This is a genomic window from Leeuwenhoekiella parthenopeia (assembly GCF_020782115.1).
GTDB lineage: Bacteria > Bacteroidota > Bacteroidia > Flavobacteriales > Flavobacteriaceae > Leeuwenhoekiella > Leeuwenhoekiella parthenopeia.
Genome location: NZ_JAJGMW010000017.1, coordinates 20775 through 41602 on the forward strand (window position 1 = coordinate 20775; position 20828 = coordinate 41602).

At 42.5% G+C, this 20828-nt stretch carries 12 protein-coding genes; all 12 read right to left on the bottom strand.

Going from position 1 to position 20828, the window contains the following annotated elements:
- Positions 1 to 6 precede the first annotated feature (6 nt).
- The 12 genes from LLW17_RS12895 to fucP all read right to left on the bottom strand — a co-directional run bounded on the left by LLW17_RS12895 (position 7) and on the right by fucP (position 20826).
- Positions 7 to 1368, bottom strand: a complete 1362-nt coding sequence (locus LLW17_RS12895) for a glucuronyl esterase domain-containing protein (protein ID WP_228230701.1) — start codon at positions 1366 to 1368, stop codon at positions 7 to 9.
- Positions 1369 to 1437: 69 nt separating this feature from the next.
- On the bottom strand, positions 1438 to 2763 hold the full coding sequence (locus LLW17_RS12900; RefSeq protein ID WP_228230702.1) for a family 43 glycosylhydrolase: 1326 nt from the start codon (positions 2761 to 2763) through the stop codon (positions 1438 to 1440).
- A 14-nt stretch (positions 2764 to 2777) separates the two neighbouring features.
- On the bottom strand, positions 2778 to 4352 hold the full coding sequence (locus LLW17_RS12905) for a glycoside hydrolase family 43 protein (RefSeq protein ID WP_434084783.1): 1575 nt from the start codon (positions 4350 to 4352) through the stop codon (positions 2778 to 2780).
- A 6-nt stretch (positions 4353 to 4358) separates the two neighbouring features.
- The gene (locus LLW17_RS12910) at positions 4359 to 5504 is read right to left on the bottom strand and encodes an endo-1,4-beta-xylanase (protein ID WP_228230703.1); all 1146 of its coding nucleotides are present in this window, start codon (positions 5502 to 5504) and stop codon (positions 4359 to 4361) included.
- A 314-nt stretch (positions 5505 to 5818) separates the two neighbouring features.
- Positions 5819 to 7507, bottom strand: coding sequence for an endo-1,4-beta-xylanase (locus LLW17_RS12915; RefSeq protein WP_228230704.1), 1689 nt, complete (start codon positions 7505 to 7507; stop codon positions 5819 to 5821).
- A gap of 29 nt (positions 7508 to 7536) precedes the next feature.
- Positions 7537 to 8571 carry a DUF5627 domain-containing protein gene (locus LLW17_RS12920; RefSeq protein WP_228230705.1) on the bottom strand — a complete coding sequence of 345 codons (1035 nt, stop codon included), beginning with the start codon at positions 8569 to 8571 and terminating at the stop codon, positions 7537 to 7539.
- Positions 8572 to 8599: 28 nt separating this feature from the next.
- Entirely contained in the window at positions 8600 to 10342 is a 1743-nt protein-coding gene (locus tag LLW17_RS12925; RefSeq protein WP_228230706.1) for a RagB/SusD family nutrient uptake outer membrane protein, read from the bottom strand.
- 25 nt (positions 10343 to 10367) lie between these two features.
- Positions 10368 to 13409, bottom strand: coding sequence for a SusC/RagA family TonB-linked outer membrane protein (locus LLW17_RS12930; RefSeq protein ID WP_228230707.1), 3042 nt, complete (start codon positions 13407 to 13409; stop codon positions 10368 to 10370).
- A 47-nt stretch (positions 13410 to 13456) separates the two neighbouring features.
- Positions 13457 to 15349, bottom strand: a complete 1893-nt coding sequence (locus tag LLW17_RS12935; RefSeq protein ID WP_228230708.1) for a RagB/SusD family nutrient uptake outer membrane protein — start codon at positions 15347 to 15349, stop codon at positions 13457 to 13459.
- A gap of 11 nt (positions 15350 to 15360) precedes the next feature.
- A complete protein-coding gene (locus LLW17_RS12940; protein WP_228230709.1) occupies positions 15361 to 18546 on the bottom strand; it encodes a SusC/RagA family TonB-linked outer membrane protein in 3186 nt (1061 codons plus the stop codon).
- Positions 18547 to 19153: 607 nt separating this feature from the next.
- Positions 19154 to 19495, bottom strand: coding sequence for an L-rhamnose mutarotase (locus LLW17_RS12945; RefSeq protein WP_228230710.1), 342 nt, complete (start codon positions 19493 to 19495; stop codon positions 19154 to 19156).
- The gene (gene fucP / locus LLW17_RS12950) at positions 19492 to 20826 is read right to left on the bottom strand and encodes an L-fucose:H+ symporter permease (RefSeq protein WP_228230711.1); all 1335 of its coding nucleotides are present in this window, start codon (positions 20824 to 20826) and stop codon (positions 19492 to 19494) included. Before fucP ends, LLW17_RS12945 begins: the two co-directional genes overlap by 4 nt.
- Between the last annotated feature and the right edge of the window lie 2 nt (positions 20827 to 20828).

The window sequence follows — 20828 nt, forward strand, 5'->3', positions numbered from 1 at the left end:
AAAAGGTTAATCCCAATACCGGTGTGTCCACGCAATCCAGGTACTCCAGTTAGGCCCCGTAGAATGGCCACCGCCATGCTGTCTAAAAGCCAGTTCGCCGGAGGTAAGTGCAGTTCCCATAACCGGAAAATCGGTAGTTCCCGGCCCCTTTAGGCCGTACAACTCATAAACCGGTGCAGCTTCAACCGCTGCTTCAAACATGCCTTTGGCATCTACCCACTGTCCTTCTATTTTAGGAGAGCCCGCGCTTATAAAGACAGGTCTGGGTGCACAGAGCGCGATGAGCTGATGTGCATCTACCGGGAAATCAGTTAGCGTTTTGATACTGGCATACTTGAGAAAATTCCCGGCAAACCAGTGGTATTCGGCAGGAGAAGCGAGGTTTTCGAGCATCTCACCAAAATTTCGGCGTAATAAAGACGCACCACCGGCTCCTGACGAACCAATAAAACCCAGTGAAATACGTCTGTCAAAGGCCATCGCTACCAAAGCGGCTTTCCCGTATCGCGATGTACCTTCAACTGCAAGCCGTTTGGTATCCAGATCTGTTCGGGTTTCGAAATAATCAATTAATTTGCTCGCACCCCAGCCCCACGCACGCAAAGCACCCCATTGCTCAGGACTTCTGGATTTACCCTGATTGACCAGACCAATGATTCCGGTGTTTAAGCCGGCACCGTGATCTGCCTGAATGGAAGAAACGTCTAAAATGGCATAACCCCAGCCCTGATATGCCAGTTGCTGTTTAAAGCCCGGCTCATAAGGAGAGCTAAAATAACTGCGGGGTTCTTCTGTCTTGCCAAAAGGAGCGTTTAAAAATCCAAACTGAATTACAACAGGAATCGCTGAATCTCCCATTGTTTTAGGGATACCCAAAAGTGCTTCGATACTCAGGCTAAGCTTAGGATAGCTGCTGTTATCTACAGTTCCCAACAGATGTTGTTCCAGTATCGGAATACCGCCAATCACAGTATCTTTTTCCGATTTGACGATCCAGGAAACTGCCGGAATAGCATCAGGTAAGGCACCGTACATTTCGCTTTCAAAAGCCGCTATTAACTCGGGCCGTTTTAGATTTTCCCAGTCTGCTACCGAATTGATTGTTTTGCCTGATTGAGTGGTCAATAAAGAGGGTAATCTATACGCACCCACTTGATTTTCATCAAAATTAGCAGCGTTGGGATCATTCGGGTTACCGGAAGGACCGGGCCGGTTTTCCTGATCAATCCCCAAAGTCTTTTTCATTTGAAGAAAATCGGCATAACTAGAGCGGTTTATACTGTCTCTTAATGCTGAAGTGTTTTGGCTGTAAAACGAAAGAGGTACGAAAACGGTGAAAATGAGACCACGCTGAATACGTCTGAACATAGATTTGGTTTAAATGATAACAATATAAAACCCACGCCAGACGCACCCGCTAAGCTCCTAAAAGTACTCTTACTTAAACTGAAGCCAGTCTATTGCGGCTGCGCCGGAAATCACTTTGATTTCAAGGTCGTGTATCCCAACCTCCGGATTAGCAAGTTTAAAATCAAGGCTTCTCCAGCCTGTACTATCGGGAATATTCAGTTTTGTAATGGGCTGATTAGTATCTGCGAAGGAAAGTTCGAGTACTGCTCCTCCTTCCGCCTTTACGTGAAGAACAATCTCAGAGCGTCCGCTCTCAAAATCAACCTGATTGTAGCGAATGAAGTCGCCTGCACTTAAAACTGCGTGCCAACCTTTAAAAGGCGTTTCGGGATCGTTAAACTGAATTGTTGCCGAGTCGCTCTTACTGCTGTAACGGTCTAGTTGTATCGTTTCGGTGGCCTTATTTATGCCAATACCACGCAAGGTAGGCTGTACTTTTCTGATCGTACCATCCCGATTAAACGAAAGACTATCTGCGCGAATAGAGCGGTTTTTATCAAAATCGGGAGACAGGTCGTTGTGATGGTAAAACAAATACCATTGATCTTTGAAGTTTACTATTGACTGATGATTTGTCCAGCATCCCGTAGGGCTTTCATCCATAATGACACCGGTTACGGTAAAGGGACCTTCCGGCGTGGGACCCATAGCGTATTCTAAACGTTCGGTTTTATTCTCCACGTGTGGATAGGTAAGATAGTAGAGTCCGTTTCGCTCAAAAACAAAAGGCCCTTCCTTAAGTCCTTCCTGCGGGAGATTGGCAATTACCTGAGGTTCTGAGGCCAGTTCGGTCATATTAGGCTTTAATTTAGCCACAAAAATGTTTCCTCCTGACCAATATAAGTAGGCTTGCCCGTCTGCATCTATAAAGACATTTGGGTCTATACCGTCTACTCCGGCAATGGGATTTTCCTGAGGAACAAAAGGCCCCTCAGGCGAATCGCTGATCGCTACTCCTATTTTGAAACCTTTCGCATCTTTCGGTTTGGTAGGAAAGTAAAAATAATATTTGCCGTCGCGCTCCACGCAATCCGGAGCCCACATGCTGTAGCCCGAAGGATCTGCCCAGGCCACTTCGGTCTGACTTAAAATCGCTCCGTGATCTTTCCACGTTGTGAGATTATCTGAAGAAAATACGTGGTAATCTTCCATACAAAACCAGCCTACGCGTCCTTTATTTTCGGTACATAAAATGTCGTGCGAGGGATACACGTAAAGCTTGCCGTCAAAAACCCGGGCCGTTGGATCTGCTGTATACTGATCTAAAATCAACGGATTTTGTGCCCGTATTGAAAAGGAATTCAAACAGATCGCCAAAAGTGTAAAAAAAGTGATTTTTGAAGGGATACGCATCAGTGAACGTTCTTTTATTGGGAATGCTTAATGGTATCTTCAATCTCAAAATAATCAAAGTCTACCCAGCCTCCGGGTGTTTCAGCAGCATAGTTAAACAGGCCGAAGCGGTAGCCCATAAAATGAGGCAAGGTGTATTGCATTTGTAAAACGCTGCCCAGCTCGTTCCAGGTTTGTCCGTCAAGGCTGTAATAGAAATAGGCTTTATCGGTGCGGTCTCTAAAATCGCATTCGATCTTAAGGAATACTTCATTTTGATTGAAGGGTAAGGTTGCTATAACACCGCCGTCTTCCGCATTTTTACTCATGTAAATTTCTTTTCCGTCGGCCTTAGACCGCACTCCGATAATCCCGTATTTTTTTTGAAGAACCGATAGGCCTGCGTGGTCACCGGCTTTCATTTGAGAAACATCAAGTTTTACGGTACCGCTGGAAACCGGTCCTAACGTTCGCTGCGTGAGTGTATTTTTAGCCTGAATAAAAGCGGTATCGATTCTTCCGGTTTTAAGTCTTAAAAAACCGGGACGCTCTTCAACAGACCACAGGTCGTTATTCGGGTTGTGATTCCATTGCCAAACCAAAGGCAAAGCCGGGTCCCCCTTTTCCCGGCTGAAATCGTCTGAATGCACAATACCGGGAATAATACTCTCGTTTTTGGGTAAATTAAGGGTCTCCGGCACTTTACCATCTACACCTAGTACCGGCCAGCCGTCTTTCCATTCTGCAGGAACGAGATAAGGAATTCTACCCACTGCCCCACTGTCCTGAAACAGATAGGCATACCAGTCGCCATCTGGAGTATCGATGAGTCCGCCCTGAGCCACACCCTTGTCTTGGAGGGCAACACGGCCTTCATAAGGTCCCGTGATCTGGTCTGCACGATGTACGACTACGGTGCGCATTCCGCCGCGTGGCCAGGTGATATTGAATAAATAAAATTTACCGTCGTGCTTAAACACCTGAGAACCTTCAGCAGGCAGGATGTAATTAGAACCTATAGGATCTGTTGCATTCTTGATAAGCACGTGTTTGGTTTCTTCTTTTACGCCAGACAGGTCTTCTTTTAGCTCTACCATACTGAGCTCACCCGCACCCCAGATCATGTAAATCTTTCCGTCTTCAAAAAAAAGCGTGTGATCATGATACGCCGGTTTAAACTCGTGTACTTCCCAGGGACCGTTTTCAATATCCTTTGTGGTATAAATATGAGTCATCCCTGATGTTGCGGCAAAAGTTGAGAGGTAATACATCCCCTCGTGATAGCGCAGGGAGCTAGCCCAGGAACCCCGCCCGTAGGTTTGCTCTCCGTTATCAAGATTCATTGCATCGTTATCTACCAAGGTATCGTAGGCATAATTAACCAGCTTCCAATTTGTGAGATCTGTAGATTTCATAATAGGAACACCCGGACTCATGTGCATCGTAGTGCTGCTCATATAATAGGTATCGCCCCGGCGAATGATTGACATATCAGGGACGTCTGCGTGTATCAGCGGGTTTTGTGCTACTTCCTGAGCGCTGACCGTAAAAAATGAGCAATAAAGGAAAGCCCCGCACAGAAAGGCAGATTTGAAAAAGCTGTTTAACATGGATGATTACTTTTGAGCCAGCAGCATAATAGAGTCTACTACCCCTTTTGGTTTATTTTGTCTGTCGAAAAGTAAAGGATAATCGGTACGCCCGCCAACAGGCCAGTTGTTTCTCCAGGAATTGCCGTCGTTAACTCCCCAAAATGTAACCTTGTCCAATTTGTCTTCGTGCTTTAGAAAAAGTTTGAAGAAGTCAAGGCAACGGGCATTAAAAGCGATACTTACGCTATCGGGCAATTTATCCGGATAGGGATTCATACGATCTTCATAATCAAAATTTGCAGATACCTCTGCGCCCTGATTTTTCCAGGGAGAAGGCAGTACGGTGATATCAAATTCGGTTACAGCAACCTTAAGTCCAAGATCTGAGAAAGCTTCAATGGTTTTTTCAAACTCTTCAAGTTCGGGATAGTCCATACCCACGTGACCTTGCATTCCAACGCCATGAATAGGCACACCCTGTTCCTGTAATTTTTTGATCATTCTCACGATTCCATCTCTTTTTTCGGGAACTGAGGTAGAATAATCATTGTAGTAAAGTTCTGCTTCAGGATCTGCTTCGTGTGCAGTCTCAAAAGCCAGCTTAATAAAGTCTTCTCCCAGCAATTTATAAAATTTGCTTTCACGAAGGCTGCCATCGTCTAAAACCGCTTCATTAACCACATCCCAGGTTTTTATGCGTCCCTTGTAGCGGGTAACCACAGTTGTAATGTGCTCTTTCATGCGTTTAATAAGTTCGTCTTTATCGATCTCATTTCCTGCATCGTCTTTAAAGAACCATTTAGGTGTTTGTGAATGCCAGATTAGTGTATGCCCGTGTATGACCATACCATTTTCCTCCCCAAAGGCTACAAATTTATCTGCAGTGTCCCATTGGTATTTTCCCTTTTCGGGTACAAGCCGCTCACTTTTCATGCAGTTTTCTGCAACGATTGAGTTAAAATTAGCCTTTACAACCTCGATTTCTTCGGGATTGTAGCCATTGATCTGGCGTTCGTTAAGGGCAGTGCCCAACAAAAACTTACCGGCCAGGGCGTCTTTTAAGACTAAAGGTTTTTCAGCTTCGAGCATGGCTGTATCAGCTTCAGATGCCTTTTGCTTGCAGCTTAAAATGAGCGTGGCGATTAAAAAAAGGTAGATTAGGTTTTTCATTAAATTAAATTAAATTTTATACATAAAAGGTTCAGGGATATTCCTACTTCTAAAAGATTACCTGTTTTAGATTGTTTTTAAACTATTGGAGTTCTCAAAATTAGAACATTGCTAATTTAAGCAATCGATTGCGTCGATTTACTATTACCCCAAAACATTTTTTTCTTTTTTTGATTTGGATCGTGGGAGCTTACAGACATGCTATTAAAAAGGGAATGTATAGTTACTAAAATGGCTATTGGTTTAAAGCCGCACATTAAAAAAAACAAAACCCAATGCATGTTATACATTGGGTTTTGCCTTCAAAAAACTAACTAATTCACAACGTTTCCTCCAAGTCCTTCAACCACACCTCTGTAGGCCGGTTTACGGGTAAAGCCCTGTGTCCAGAGTCCAATGGGTTCGCCTGCTCTCCACGAAGAATTTGCGGGACTGTCTGTAGGACTCCAGATTGTAATACCGTATTGCTGAGCCTGAGGTACTAAAGTAAAGTATTGCTCTAATACAAAGCGGTACATCTCCTCCTGAGCCAGATACAATTCTTCTGTAGCCTCTGTGGTTTGAACACCAACGCCAATATCCAATTCAGATATCTTTATCATTTTACCGGTTGCAGCCAGGAGTTTAAACATTTCGGTAATCTTGCCTTTATCTGAGTCCAGGCTTATGTGCATTTGTGTTCCTATTCCGTCAACACGGGCACCTTTTTCTTCAATGTATTTTACGTACTCTATAATTCCTTTACATTTATCAAGATTATACTCCAGATTATAGTCATTTATAAATAAAATGTCATCAGGGTTACCATACATTTCGGCCATCTTAAAAGCCACAACGCCATAATCTTTTCCGAGATAATCCTGCCAGTAAAACTCGTCAGCAGCCTTTGTTTTGCCAATTCCTGTTTTCAATTCGTAGGGATTACCATCATCCATAGGTTCATTAACGACATCCCAGGCGTGTGTGTTGGATTTGGATACCTCCATAATACCTGATATCCATTTATCAAGGTGATAGGTAAGCGTATCTCGTTTTTCTTCGGGTGTACGCTCTATAAAAGTGCTGCCTGTTGCTTCATCATTAAACCAGCTAACTTTAAGGTTATCGAAATAATAAGTTGTGGCTGTGTTTCCTAAATTAAATGCGATTGTATTGCAATTTGAAGTATTATCTGCAATTGTCACCTCAACCGAAATATGTTTCCATTGGGGTTGTGCAGCTACGGCACCAAAGAAATTCCAGTGCTTATAACCTCCGGGACTGGTTTGAGCCTGAGTCCCCATATTGGCATTTGCGTCTGCTCGCACATCCACTTCCAATCTGTATTTATCTCCCACAGCTGTTCTTCGAGAAAAGGTCACAAAGAGTTGCGATCTCCAATCGTCTGTCTGTACCGCCGGGTTTGTAACTTTCAGCGCTCGCCCGGTATTATTAAAACCTGCACCATCTGCAGTAAACCCAAGTATAGCATTAGCTCCGTTACTTTGGTAACCTGAAGCATCATCTGTCTCAAACGACTTATCAAGAATAACCTCCCAATCTGGTAATGACTGTGAAGGAATTTCAACAGGAGCGATTGTACTGTTTAAAAAAGTAGCATTCTGATTGGCATGCCAAGCGAGCGTATGACCGTAAATAGAGACTTCATTTCTGGCAGTATTTTCAACAAATTGTGAAACAGCATCAAGGCTGAGGGAACCATCGTTGAGCACAACAGCACCATGCTTCATAGCGTAACCGGCTGTAAGCTCCTGAAAATTTGTATTAGCCAGCAAATACATGGGCCCAAGATTATTATAGGTACCTATACCTATACCAGCTCCTAATTTAAAGTTAGGATTAGCAACATAGGTTTTGAGATTTTGCAAACCGTTAATTGCTTCCTGATTCTGAATGCTAAGAGGTTTTTCCACATCGAATTCAGGCATTTCCATGTCTGCGCAGCTTGCCATGCAAAGTGCCAAAACAGCCGCGGGAATGATTCTAAAATGTATATTTTTCATATTTCAAATTTTTTAAAGTCAAAAAAGTCCTACTCTAAAATGGGTGTAAAGGTTTCTATAGTTACACCACGGTTTCGTACTACCAGTGTGTCTGTAGAAGTCACGCGTACATCGTCCAGATCAAGCTCGTAATTCAGGTATAGAGCGTCACGGTCCTGACTGCCCCAGCTGTTTTTCTCGCCATCCTTTACAAAGGAGCCACTCCCTGTAGCGGTGTATTCATTCGGTTCTGAGGAGCTTACTGTAGCATTACCTTCATCATCAATATTTACAAGCAGTACAATATTTCGATCAACACCAGCCCCATCCTGTAATGACAATGGGAAGCGTACCTGTCTTCTACTAGTGGAAGTTAACTTAACCACCTCATCATCCTTAACATACTGCTCCTGACGGGTAATGGTCTCATTCAAAGACGTATTACCATTTTTACCAACAATAACATCTTCACCTCTACGCAGGTAAAATGCTTCATAAGGATTTATATATTTTACCGCATAAAAAATAAAATCCTTAGGCTGTGTCGCCCAGTCTGTTGCTACACCCCGGCGTGGATTAGCCACCTGTGGCTCTCCTGATAAAATAGTGTCTACCACAGTAGCATTAGTCATACGTAAGGGGATCACGTAGTTTCGCCCTAAAGATTTAGGGTCTGCGAAGAAAGCCTCTGTTAACTGCACCTCAACACCTCCGGCAATTTCACCATTTGGGATTACGATACGGTTATCAGCTAACGTGTAATGAGTTGATGGAAGCGCCAGAACAGGCTCACCTGATCCTTCAAATACAAAACCATCTACCATTGCATTATCTACCTGAAAATCTACAGTCACATTTGACTCATTCTCGTAAAGCCCTCCAAGCGTGGCCATGATCATACACTTACCTTCATTATCTAAAGTGGTATCAAATATGTCTTCACCTAACGTAATGGTTCTCACCGGATATTGATAGGCAAAATACACAACCTGATAGTCGTAGTCAGGAAAGTCCCATTCTCCATTTTCACAAGAACTGAAAAGGGTGATAAGAAGTAAAAGAGTTATAAAAATGTTTTTTTTCATTGTCATCTAATTATTTTTTAAGTGAGTTTTACCAACCCCGATTTTGTTCCAGTTCATCAAACTTTAAAGTTTCCAGATAAGGTACAGGACCATATTGCATATAATCCTGGTACTGCCGTTCTTCTACATCAATCCTATTGAAAATGCCGTTAACAATAGAAACACCATCAGCAGTTTCTGTGAGGTCCAGACCCCAGCGACGTAAATCCCAAAAACGGAAACCTTCAAAGCAAAGCTCGAGACGGCGCTCATTGCGTATTAACGTGCGCATGGCGTTCTTATCCCCGCGAATAGATTCTAGATAAGCATCGGGCTGAGTAATACCGGCACGTCTGCGTATTGCGGCAATTACATCATAAGCAGAGAATGCATAAGAACCTGTACCGGTAGGTCCCCAGGCCTCATTTGCAGCCTCGGCATAGATCAGATAAAGTTCGGTATACCGAATGCGGGGTTTGTAATGCAACTGTTGTGTGGTGGTTGCCGTACTTAAGTTTACATCCTGTCTTAATAATTTTCTCATATAATATCCCGTACGCGTAGAAGTCGCCTCTTCATTTAAAGCATCATCAGTACCACCGTCTGCAGCTGTTATAATAGTCGATGCGTTTACACCTGCAGTTGCACGGTTTACCAGAACATATGCACGCAATCTTGGATCGCGGTTAGTATAGGGATTGGCAGGATCATAATTACTTGCAGGATTTGAGATGGGATATCCATTAACCGTAGGAAAGGCATCTACAAGATTTTGAGTTGGATTAAGTCTTCCACGTCCATTTAATGTAGGCGGAAAATGATCTGCTTCCAGGTTATTACTATTGCTAACATCCCCTCTCCACAAAATTTCACGAGGATTTGATCCTCCTCCTAAAGCTGCTATTTCTGCGATATTTGTATACCAGGTATGACCATTTGATGCAATGCCGCCTATTCCCCCATTAAGTGTAAGTACGTCACCGGCATAATTTGCGGCCATTTCCCAGCTAATATCGCTTATATCACTATAAGCCGGGCTCGCTGCCATTAGAGCTGCCTGTGCTTTTAAAGCTTTGACAATTCTGCCGCTTACCCGTTGTCTCCCACGCTCACCAAAAACCCGGTTGAAGTCATTTGTGTTTGTGATACCACTAGGCAGTAAGCTGGGGTCGTTTATATCTTCATAATCTAAAGCCAACATTTCATCTGCCTGATTGAGATCATTCATCAATTGCGTCATACAGGCGTTAAATGTTGCTCGGGGAAGATTAAACTCAGATTCAGGATTTTCCGGCTCGAGAATAATGGGCACTCCCAATAGCTCACCGTTAGCAAATCCGGCGTGAGCCTGTAGCAGGTAATACATATGCAGGCCTCTAAGTCCGTATGCCTCTCCTTTTAATCTTCGGTTGTATAAGGCATTAATATTTGGATCTGTTGCCCACTCTACATTATCTGCTTCCGAAAGGAAAATATTTAAATATTGTATCGCTGATCGGGAACGCTGCCACTGAGTAAACGGATCAAAGTTTGAAGCCCATTGCCCTGTAGCTGCTCTACGAAAGTTATTGTCGATATCGTTAGAAACCGCATCATCTGTGGCTACATCATCAAAAGACCAGTTTAAAGTAGGTATTCTCAAATACGCATTAAGCAACAATCCTTCGGCATACGTCGGGTCATTATACGCATCATCTAAATCCCGGTTATTCTCAATTGCAGGTTCAAATAAATCATCGCAGCCTGTAAGTGTTAAAATAGCGAGTAGAAAAAGTAAGATCTTAGTATTCATATTTTTTTGATACATATAGAATTAATTAAAACAGCGCTTTAAGGCCAAGGTTGTAAAATCGCGTTTGTGGAGCATTACCTATGTTGAGCTCCATCAACTCACGCTCTGATGAGAACGTAAAGAGGTTTGCTCCGCTTACATAAATGTTTAGGTTTTTTAGAAACGAATCGCTACCCAGGATTCCGGCTGGGATGTCATAACTTACCTGAACTTTAGCAAGATCTATGCGATCTGTACTATACATCCAGAAGTCTGAATTTCTAAAGTTGCGCTCCCCATTTTGTGTAGTAAGTCTGGGATAGGTTGCTGTTGCAGCAGTCTCCGGTGTCCAGCGATCTCTAACCACAGTTGAGTATTTATCTTCACCGTCTATCCAGAAGTACGAACCATTTTTCATTGCGTGTGCACCCGTTTGACCGGTCGCCAAAGCAAAGAAGGTTAAGTTTTTCCATTTGGCACTCAGATGAATTCCTGCTGAAAGCGGTGCGCCACTCCAGCCCCATTTACCCAGATAAACCTCGTCTTCATTATTAATGATTCCATCACCGTTTTGATCTATATAACGTATATCACCAGCAGTTGTACCTCTACCTCCCAAGGCATCCTGATTGGGAGCACTTGCAACTTCGTCGTCTGAACTAAAGAAGCCATCACTGCGTAGACCAAACATCGCATCGATAGGTTTCCCCTCCCGGTTTTGATACTCATTTTCAAATAATTCTGCTCGCTGCGATGCCTTTGTATCGTAGTAGATACCTGCTAAACCTACAGTCCAGTCGATGCTACCAATAGTTTTAGAATAGGTAATATCAAAATCAAAACCAATACGATCATCGTTATTGTAGTTTATATAAGGAACAAACGAACTTGCTGGAAAACCGGTTTGAAAGTAATTGGGATACAACACTCCGGGCTGAATGATGTTTCCTTTCATTCGGTTTGCGAAAAATGCGGTTTGAAAGCTGATCGAATTATTAAACAGTGAACCTTTAAGTTCTACATTGATTTCTTTTCTTCTGGCAAAAGTAAGTTCGGGATTTCCTGCCTGAAGCGAATTGGTTGAACGCGTAAGCGCTCCATCCCTCCAGCTGAACCAGGCTCCTTCCGTTTGAGAATAAATAGTCTCGTGAGCATAATATTGATTAGCCCCAAATCCCAAATCGGTGCTTAATACCCCTGCAGAAACCGAAAGCTCTAAGTCATTTACGATTGAAGAATTTTCGAGGAACGGCTCGCGTCCTATTTTCCACGCGACTGTAGCTGTGGGTGAATACCCTGTGCGCTGGCCCTTAGCAAATCGGGCAGAATGTACAACTGCCTCATTAAAGAGTACGTAATATCTGTTTTTGTAATTGTAAGCCAGCTGTAAACCTAAATTAGCACTGCTAATGCGGTGATACTGTCCGGAGAGGGTCTGTTGCCATCCTCCTGCCACCAACATTGCTGAAAGATTGTGATTTTCGGCCAATTCAGTTTCATAATTCAGTTGACTGGAAAATGAGATAGTCTGTTGATAGAAACTATTGCTTATGTTTTGAATACCGGTTCTGGCATCTTCACCATATCGAATTAAGCTTCCGATCTCATCCTGTCCGTTTACATTTATCCAATTTGCTCCATAAACCGAATACTGGTTGTTGTAAGACTGATTGTATGAAGTTGAATAATCTACACCAAAGGTAGTGTTAAGAGTCAATCCCTTTAAAGCCCGGTTTAAATCTGCATCTATAGAGGTATTGAATTGAAATTCCCTGCTGGTAAAAGTATTGTAACCCCCTGCATAAATAGAGGCAAAAGCGTTGGTCTGATCAATTTGAGAACCTCCAAGCAAAAATCTGCCGTCGATAATATTTGAGCTGTTTTGAGCCAGGATTCTGGCGGTTTCGTTACCCTCAGATATAAAACTTAAAGGAATTAACGGTGAAAAACGATTAGGTCTTACCGTTGCTGCATTTCCCCAATAATTTGCATTAACGCCTCTACCACTATAGTAAATGGCATTAGCCCCTAATGATGCAGAGATCCAGTCATTTAATTTTAAATCGACATTACCCCTTACATTAAACCGCTCTGTCTTATTGTTTACGGCCTCACCAAAATCAATTTGGTTTCCGGTTCTAAAAAAGCCGATATCGGTATAATAACGTGCTGATTCATTTCCGCCTGAAATTTCAACGGTAGCATCGTAACGTTCATAAACGGGCTTTAAATACTCATCGCTGTAAAAGTTGACACTGGGGTATCTAAATGGATTACTACCTGATGCGTGATTAAATATTTCCTCGTCTGAATACAATGCTGAGATCCCATCATTGGCTCTGGCCTCGTTATAATAAGTCATATATTCTGCAGAACCCAGATACTGCGGGTATCGCTTCGGAACAAATAAACCTGCATCTACACGCGCACTGATCTGTTGCTTACCAATTTCTCCGCGTTTGGTGGTAATAAGAATTACACCCTGAGCGGCACGGCTACCGTATAAGGCAGCTGCCGTTACCCCTTTCAGAAAAGTAACCTGTTCAATTTCAACAGGTAAAGCACTTCCCGCACTTCGCGGCACTCCATCTACCAAAACGAGATAGTTTCCCATTCCCCAGATGTTACCGCCATTAAAGCCTCCTATGAAGGCATTTAAACCATCCAAACTATACGTTGTGTAATTTTTGTCCAGAATTTCCGGAAGATTAATGTGTGAAGTACCCCCTGCAACAATCTCACCTTCTTCGACCTTCTGAAATGCAATCTGCACTTCACTGTTTGATCCTTTAACCAGAACAATGTCTTCCTGATATTCATCTGCAGTTATGGAAATAGATTTAAAACCTTCTGCAGTTATTTGGAGAAATGATCCCGGGTTTACGGAAATTGTAAATTGCCCGGTTTCATCAGTTATTGCAAAAACATCTTCTTGCTTATTTTGAACTATAGCGCCTTGAACCGGCTCACCGGATGCATCCAAAATACGGGCTTCAACGACTATTTGCTCTTCGCTTTGAGCGGTTAGGTTAAGCGAAGTCAAAGCAATTAAAGCAAACAAGACAATTTTTGTTCGTAAGTATTTCATTTAGTATTTCGTTTGGATTATTTTAATTAAAGTGCGGTCTTATGAAATTACCATCCCGGGTTCTGACTAAACTCCAGATAAATATTTACATCCGAATTTTTCAGAGGAAGCCAGTAATGCTTTGTAGAATAATCACGCTCCAGAATTACTTCTTCTCTAATATTTAGTACACGGTTTGCGGTTGGATCTTCAGCGTCGAAGTTACCGGCACGGTCAAACTCCAGGGCTGTTTTAAGCGTATAGGGTTTTTCGATAAGTAGCAACCATCTTCTTAAATCATTAAAACGGTGACCTTCAAAAGAAAGTTCTACAGCACGCTCTCTGCGCACCTCACTCATAAAGCCGTCTATGCCGGCCGGTACAGCACCTACACCCAATCTTACAGGGTCAACACCCGCGCGATTACGCACAACATTTACCGCCTCGATAGCTGTTTTTGAAAAATTTCCTGATTTCCCGTTGGGGCTTCCATAAGCCTGAGCAGCAGCTTCAGCATACATCAGGTATACATCAGACAAGCGCATCCAGGGTAAATGCAGGTTTAGGTTTGCTCCATAATTAAAACCATCATCATATCTATTGGCCGTAATCGGTATAAACTTGTAGTTCAAAAACCCGGAGCGACTACCGGTACTTACATCCCGATAACTACCTTTAGAATATAAGTTGGCAAATCGATGCTGCTCTACGTCTGCGGGCATAGCACCCTGCACAACCTTAACGCCGTCAAAAATGATGTCGTGGTAAAAACGGGGGTCACGATCTTTCCATGGGTATTCGGGATCATAACCGGATACGTCATCTGGTTTAGTTATGTCTGCAATAGGCAAACCGTTGGCCATACCGTAAAAGTTGACATAGTTTGCAGTAGGCATAAAGTTGCTGCCGTCCTGTATAATTGCCGGCTGATATTGCTTACTGGTACCCCAGTTAGAACCATTTGCACCGAAATAAGGTCCTCTGAAAATAGCTTCTGTACCTCCCGGAATTCTCCATCCCTGACCGGTAGTGTAGAAATTATCGCTATATCGCTCAAATGGAATAAGGTCGTACTGAGTACTTCCACTTTCAACAAGAGATAGCAATTCACCAAAAGCATCTGCGGCTTTCTTAGCATAATCTGAGTTGTATTGGCGAGAGCCTGTAGATTCTAAATTCATCAACGGACTTGCAGCCCATAGGTAATTTTTACCCAAATAACCCAGCGCCATGATCTTATTGATTCTCAGGTCATTTTTACCACTGGTTGCAGCACCCGGCTGAGTACCGTCCCAGTTTACCGGTAACAGATTTGCAGCCTCTCTCAGGTCTGCGGCAACACGGTCTGCACACTCCTGATAACTTAAGCGAGGTAAACGTAAGGGTTCGTCACTAGGCAGTACATAGTCTATATACGGTAAGCCTCCAAAATACTGGATCATTTGAAAATGGAACCATCCTCTAAAAAATAAGAGTTGTCCTTTAATATAATCACGCTCCTGAGGTGTTGCATCAACAAGCAAATCAAGATTTTCCAATCCTAAATTCGCCTTACGCAGACCGTACCAGCCGTTTCTCCATAAATCCTTTTGGAAACGGTCGTTATTTCTTGAGGCATCTGCCTGGTTTAACCAGGATGCACCCCAACCGTCATACTCACTCTGCCATCCCCAAAAATTACCATCATCAAACTTGTGGATGACGTGAAAGTTCATGTCTGCCGAAGTGATCTCATCGTCACCCCAGTTCCAGGAATTGGTCCAGTACGCGTTAGAAAAATCGGGGATACAGTGATATAACTCTTCTGTAAATCCCTGAAAATTTCTGAAGTTCTTAAATGCTTCTTCTTCTGAAATGATTGATTCAGGTTCCTTATCAAGGTATTCCTCGCACGAGGTTACCATCAAAACAGAAACAATCACCAGGCAATAGTTAATTAAATTTTTAGTAAACGTTTTCATAATAACAATTTTTAAAAGGTGATATTCAATCCGAAATTGAATCGCTTTACAGTTGGGTATGCTCCCTGGGAAGCCCATCCCGTACCTGCAAAGTTTGATTCTCTATCGTCAGGCATTTTTGTCCAGATATACAGGTTATTTCCATTCAAAAAGAGGCGCAGGCTATCAAAGCCAAATGTCTTAAGGAGTTTAGAATCTGCAGTAAAGGTGTATGCTACTTCAGCATTCTTTAGCCGCACATAAGAACCATCGTAGAAGAAACGCGATCCGTTACTCGCTCCGTTAGGCGTAGATACCCATCTGGGCACCGGTGCATCGGCATTTGTATTGTCTTTGCTCCAGTAGGAACCTTCATCATAAACAATGTTGTTTTGGTTACCCAAACTGTTAAAAACTACCTGTCTGGTAACATTATTGGCTCCAAAAAACTGTACAAAAGCACTAAAGCCTTTCCAATCAAAACCAACCGTAGCGTTGTAGGTGTTTTGCGGGGCTCCGGCAAAACCATATGGAGTCTGATCAAAATCATCAATAACTCCGTCTCCATTAAAGTCTATAATTTGATAACCTCCGGGAAGCTTTTGGCTATCGTTTGTGTTATGTGGGGTGGTTCCGTATAACTCATCCCAATTGTTGTAAAAACCGTTATCAATAAAGGTACGGGCCTGGTTGATGGCATAACCTTCACGCTTTTGATATGCTGGTGCCAACTCTGCATCATCACGATCTATAGTGACATTTTCGGCATGAGTCATGTTTAAATCTGCCCAAACCCTTAAATCTGGTGTAAAATTGTGATTAAGATTAAGTACCAATTCGTAACCCTCATTTTTTACCCGCCCAAGGTTAGCTACCGGTGCTTCGGTACCAAAATAATCTGGTATCGCTCTGTCTCTAATAAGCACATCAACACGATCATCACTAAAATAATCTATACTTCCGCTTATGGCATTATTAAAAAAGCCATAATCCAAACCAATATTTGTTTTCTTAACAGATTCCCAGCTTACTTCAGGATTACCTACAGAATCTTCATAATACCAAACGTACGGGCTTTCTTCCGCCTGTTCTCCGGTAACCCCAAGACGGGATCTGCCACCATATCCCCAGGCCGTGAGGTATAAAAATCGGGCACCGATGTTATCATCCCCTATTTGACCATAAGATGCTCTAAGCTTGAGGTTATTTATAAAGTCAGCCTTTTCCATAAAGCTTTCATTCATAATATTCCATCCGATACCTCCTGAAGAAAAGAATGCAAAGCGCTTGTCTGCAGCAAACTGCTCAGAACCGTTATAGGCTCCGTTGTATTCAATTAAATACCTGTTATCATAACCGTATGTTGTTCTAAATACCCAGTCTTCACGATAAAAAGGTAAAATACTACCGGTAGCATATTCATTTCTATTGAAAAGACCCATCGCGGTTACATCGTGCTTGTCTTCTATTGTAGTGGTATAATTAAGCTGTGTTTGATAGAATAATCTTCGGTAGGAAGCTCCGTTATTTACGCCACCACCCTGAGCTGTCCAGCGTACGCCCTGTGCGTAATCAAAACCGGTATTTGCATCATACGTTCTTCTAAAGGTTTCAATTCCGGTTGTGGGATCAATCCATTTTTCCTGAGGATCGTTAAACAAGTCATTAACTCCACGGTTGGCTTCAACAAAGGTGTTATCAAGAGCGATTGTCCCATTAAAAGTTAATCCTTTTGCTATAACGTCTAATTTTTGTTCCAGAGTAAAATTGGTTTGTAACTGAGTGGTCGTAAGATATTGTACCCCGCTAATTGCCAAATTTCTAATTGCATTTCCTTCACCTCCACCGGATGGCGCATCGTAACCCCAGGTTCCGTCAGAATATTGCGGCAAATAAATGTCTGGTGGAGTAGAATAGGCAGCAATCCAATAAACATATTGGTTTCCATTAAAATTCCACGGTGTTTTACGCACCCCGTAAGAACCTGACAGACCTACTTTAAGAACCGTAGTTGGTGTAAGCTGGAAATCCAGATTTGTTCGTACGTTAAAACGGTTAAAATTAAATCCGGGCTGGTATCCCCTGCTGTTGTTATATTCTTTAATTAAATCGCCTTCATACTGAAAATCTGCCCCGGCGAAATATTTTACAAATTCTGAACCCCCACTAATGTTAAGGTTAGCATTATAAGAGGGTGCAAAATCACGAAACAAAGCATCATCCCAGTCTACATTAGGATAGCGCTCACTCTCTGCAAGATTTGCCGGAAAACGATATTTATCAATAATTTCCTGATCCATATATGCTCCCCAGGATTCCGGACGAATAGAAAGTTCATTCTCAATAGCCTGGTTACGCACTAAAAAGGTATCGTAGGAATCCTTTTTTCCGGGAAGTTTAGATGCAGCCTTTACGGTAGTATTTAATCGTGCGCGCAACACAGCTCTACCCGATTTCCCTCGTTTGGTTGTAATAAGAATTACACCGTTTGCTCCCCTAACCCCATAAACTGCGGTAGCCGAAGCATCTTTCAGTACAGATATAGACTCAACTGAACTTATTGCTACGGTATTCATAGGCCGCTCTATACCGTCTACTAATATTAAAGGCTCTCCACCATTGAATGTACTCAAACCCCGTATAAATATCTGTGGATCTTCAGCTCCAGGCAAACCGGTACTTGATGTAGTAATAACACCGGGCACGTTACCTGCTAATGCAGAACCAATATTTGGCACGTTACCGGCACGCTCCAGGTCTTCACCGCTAGCCTGTACTATTGCAGCAACGACGCTTTCTTTCTTTTGCTGACCGTAACCTACAACTACAACTTCCTCAAGTGCGTTTTCATCGGTTGCCATTTGCAAATCAATAGTAGTATTGGAACCCACCCGACGCTCTGCAGTTTTAAAACCTACGAAGCTGAAAACCAGAACACTTTCTGATGAAGGCGCGTTAATAGTATACTTACCATCAAAATCAGTAACGGCACCCATGCCGGACTGCCCTTTTACAATAACATTTACACCGGGTAATGGTAAACCATCATCGGCAGAAACAACAGTACCCGAAACGGCTACCTGTTGTTCACTTATATTCGTCTCGTAAGGTGAGTAGGCATTAGACCTTTCTTCTGCCGCTGCAGCAAATAATGGGAACAAAATCCCTAAAATCAAAGTCTTTGAAACGTGAGCAGTTTTAATCAACGGTATTTTCATATTATAGTTTAGCTTTCCTGTTTTTGATTTAAGAAATCGATTTCGTAAATAGGCTCTTATGATTTATTTAAATGTTTATTCAGATCATAACATCCCTTTTCGCTACACCTCAAAACAAATGGATTTAATCTGTTTTGAAAGCTGAGCCTTCTTTCAAGATCTCCTCAACTCTGTTAAGGTTATTCTAAAAAAAGACGCTCTATTATAGAATGTCTAAAATCGTATGTTGATAATTGTCATATTCTCAACACAACAACACGTAACAAATGTATCTGCTAATGCTGAAGCGCTATTACAAGGGTGTTACATATACTTTGGCGTAGGTTACATGTACACGTAAAAGCCTGTTTTTTGTTACCTAATAAAAAAAATCACTCCTAAAAAGGGAAGAAAATGAGCTCAGGGAGTTCTTAAATTTTTAAGAAAATAAACCCATAGCTGGTATAAACAAGTGTGAAATTTTTAACGAAAAGGTTTCGGGACCCGGAAGCGAGATGTTCATTATCCACCTTTTTGAAAATTGAATCCTGTATCTTAAAATAAAAAATCCCCGAAGACCAATTCGCTTCGGGGATTATCCTTTTGAAAAACCGGAAATTAGATCGGCCTAATTGGCCAATTTGAAAATTTGCTTCATTGCAATCCACTTTTCACCCGGATTGGCAAATGGAAGCGCTTGCTGATAGTTCCACATCAGGTTTTCCCATTCCTGAACTTTAGGATTGCTTAAATCCATCTGCTTTTTACGTTCGGGATTGTATTCTGGCGTGGTTTCCATAATCATAAAGAGACGGTTGCCGCAGCGGTAAATTTCCATATCGCTTATTCCGGCATCTTTGATGCTCTTAAGTATTTCGGGCCAAACCGCCTTATGATAGGCATCATATTCGGCAATGAGCTGTTGATCATCTTTGAGATCACAGGCAAAACAATATCGGGTTGTTTTCATCCTTGAAGTTTCATATTGTATTTCTTATATACGTCTCTTCCGTAGATCCCAATAATCACGAAGCAAATAAAAGGCAGAATAAAAGAAAAATTGACTTCAGGCACTCCTAAAATGCTGATATCGGTATAACCTGCTCCTCCTAGATCAAGAATCAAACCCTGAAGGGTTGGCATCAGGGCGCCGCCTACGATAGCCATAACGAGAAATGCTGCGCCAAACTTCGCGTCTTCCCCCTGCCCCTCTAAAGCAATTCCGTAAATAGTAGGAAACATAATGGACATAAAAAATGAAATACTTACCAAAGCGATTAAGCCTGTCATTCCCGGTACCATAATCGTAATCAGAGTAGCGAGCGCTGCTCCTATGGCAAAAGACAGCAGCAATTTACCCGAGTCTATATATTTTAGTAATGCGGTACCCACCCATCTGCCGATGAGAAAAACCACCAGAGCAGCGATCCCGTAGTTTACAGCTTCGGTATTTTCAATACCAAAAGATTCTGCATACTGATACAAATAGGTCCAGCACATGATTTGTGCACCCACATAAAAAGCCTGTGCAATTACTCCGCCGGTGAATTTGCGGGACTTGAAAAGCCGTTTTATAGATGGTCCTATTTTCACTTTACTTTCCTGATGCGCGTTTTGTGGCATATTCACCAGACTGATTACGACCAGAAAACCAATAACCACAATCCCGAGTAACACATACGGATCGCGTATCACCGCCAAATCTGCGGTACGCACAACAGCCTTGGCCTCTTCTCCAAGTGTCGAATAGACCGTGGTTCCATCAGGTAATAAGTCATCTGATTGCAACGAGGCCAAAATGAATTTTTGAGCCACAATCAGACCAAGCAGAGCCCCCATCGGGTTAAAGGCCTGAGCCAGATTGAGACGCTGAGTTGCTGTTTTTTCGGCTCCCATAGAAAGGATATACGGATTTGCCGTAGTCTCTAAAAACGCCAGACCAAAAGTCAGAATATATAGCGCCGCGAGAAAAAAGCCGAACTCTTCATAAGCTGCGGCGGGATAAAACAGCAATGCTCCCAATGCATAAAGGCCAAGACCCAGCAACACTCCTTTTTTATAGGAATAGCGGTTTACAAAAATCGCCGCCGGTAAGGCCATCGTAAAGTAGCCGCCGTAAAAGGCCAACTGAACCAGCGAAGCCTGAAAGTTGTCGAGCTCCAACACTTTTTTAAATGCCGAAACCATAGGGTTTGTGATATCGTTTGCGAAACCCCACAAGGCAAAAAGCGAGGTGATGAGAATAAACGGTAGTAAAACCGATTTGGCCACTACCGTCACTTTTGATTGATTGGTACTCATAA

Excerpts from the sequence above, each read along its gene's own strand:
- LLW17_RS12940 (WP_228230709.1), bottom strand. The coding sequence starts at position 18,546 with ATGAAAATACCGTTGATTAAAACTGCTCACGTTTCAAAGACTTTGATT.
- LLW17_RS12920 (WP_228230705.1), bottom strand. The coding sequence starts at position 8,571 with ATGAAAAAAAACATTTTTATAACTCTTTTACTTCTTATCACCCTTTTC.
- LLW17_RS12915 (WP_228230704.1), bottom strand. The coding sequence starts at position 7,507 with ATGAAAAATATACATTTTAGAATCATTCCCGCGGCTGTTTTGGCACTT.
- LLW17_RS12935 (WP_228230708.1), bottom strand. The coding sequence starts at position 15,349 with ATGAAAACGTTTACTAAAAATTTAATTAACTATTGCCTGGTGATTGTT.
- LLW17_RS12900 (WP_228230702.1), bottom strand. The coding sequence starts at position 2,763 with ATGCGTATCCCTTCAAAAATCACTTTTTTTACACTTTTGGCGATCTGT.
- LLW17_RS12930 (WP_228230707.1), bottom strand. The coding sequence starts at position 13,409 with ATGAAATACTTACGAACAAAAATTGTCTTGTTTGCTTTAATTGCTTTG.
- LLW17_RS12895 (WP_228230701.1), bottom strand. The coding sequence starts at position 1,368 with ATGTTCAGACGTATTCAGCGTGGTCTCATTTTCACCGTTTTCGTACCT.
- LLW17_RS12905 (WP_434084783.1), bottom strand. The coding sequence starts at position 4,352 with ATGTTAAACAGCTTTTTCAAATCTGCCTTTCTGTGCGGGGCTTTCCTT.
- LLW17_RS12910 (WP_228230703.1), bottom strand. The coding sequence starts at position 5,504 with ATGAAAAACCTAATCTACCTTTTTTTAATCGCCACGCTCATTTTAAGC.
- fucP (WP_228230711.1), bottom strand. The coding sequence starts at position 20,826 with ATGAGTACCAATCAATCAAAAGTGACGGTAGTGGCCAAATCGGTTTTA.
- LLW17_RS12925 (WP_228230706.1), bottom strand. The coding sequence starts at position 10,342 with ATGAATACTAAGATCTTACTTTTTCTACTCGCTATTTTAACACTTACA.
- LLW17_RS12945 (WP_228230710.1), bottom strand. The coding sequence starts at position 19,495 with ATGAAAACAACCCGATATTGTTTTGCCTGTGATCTCAAAGATGATCAA.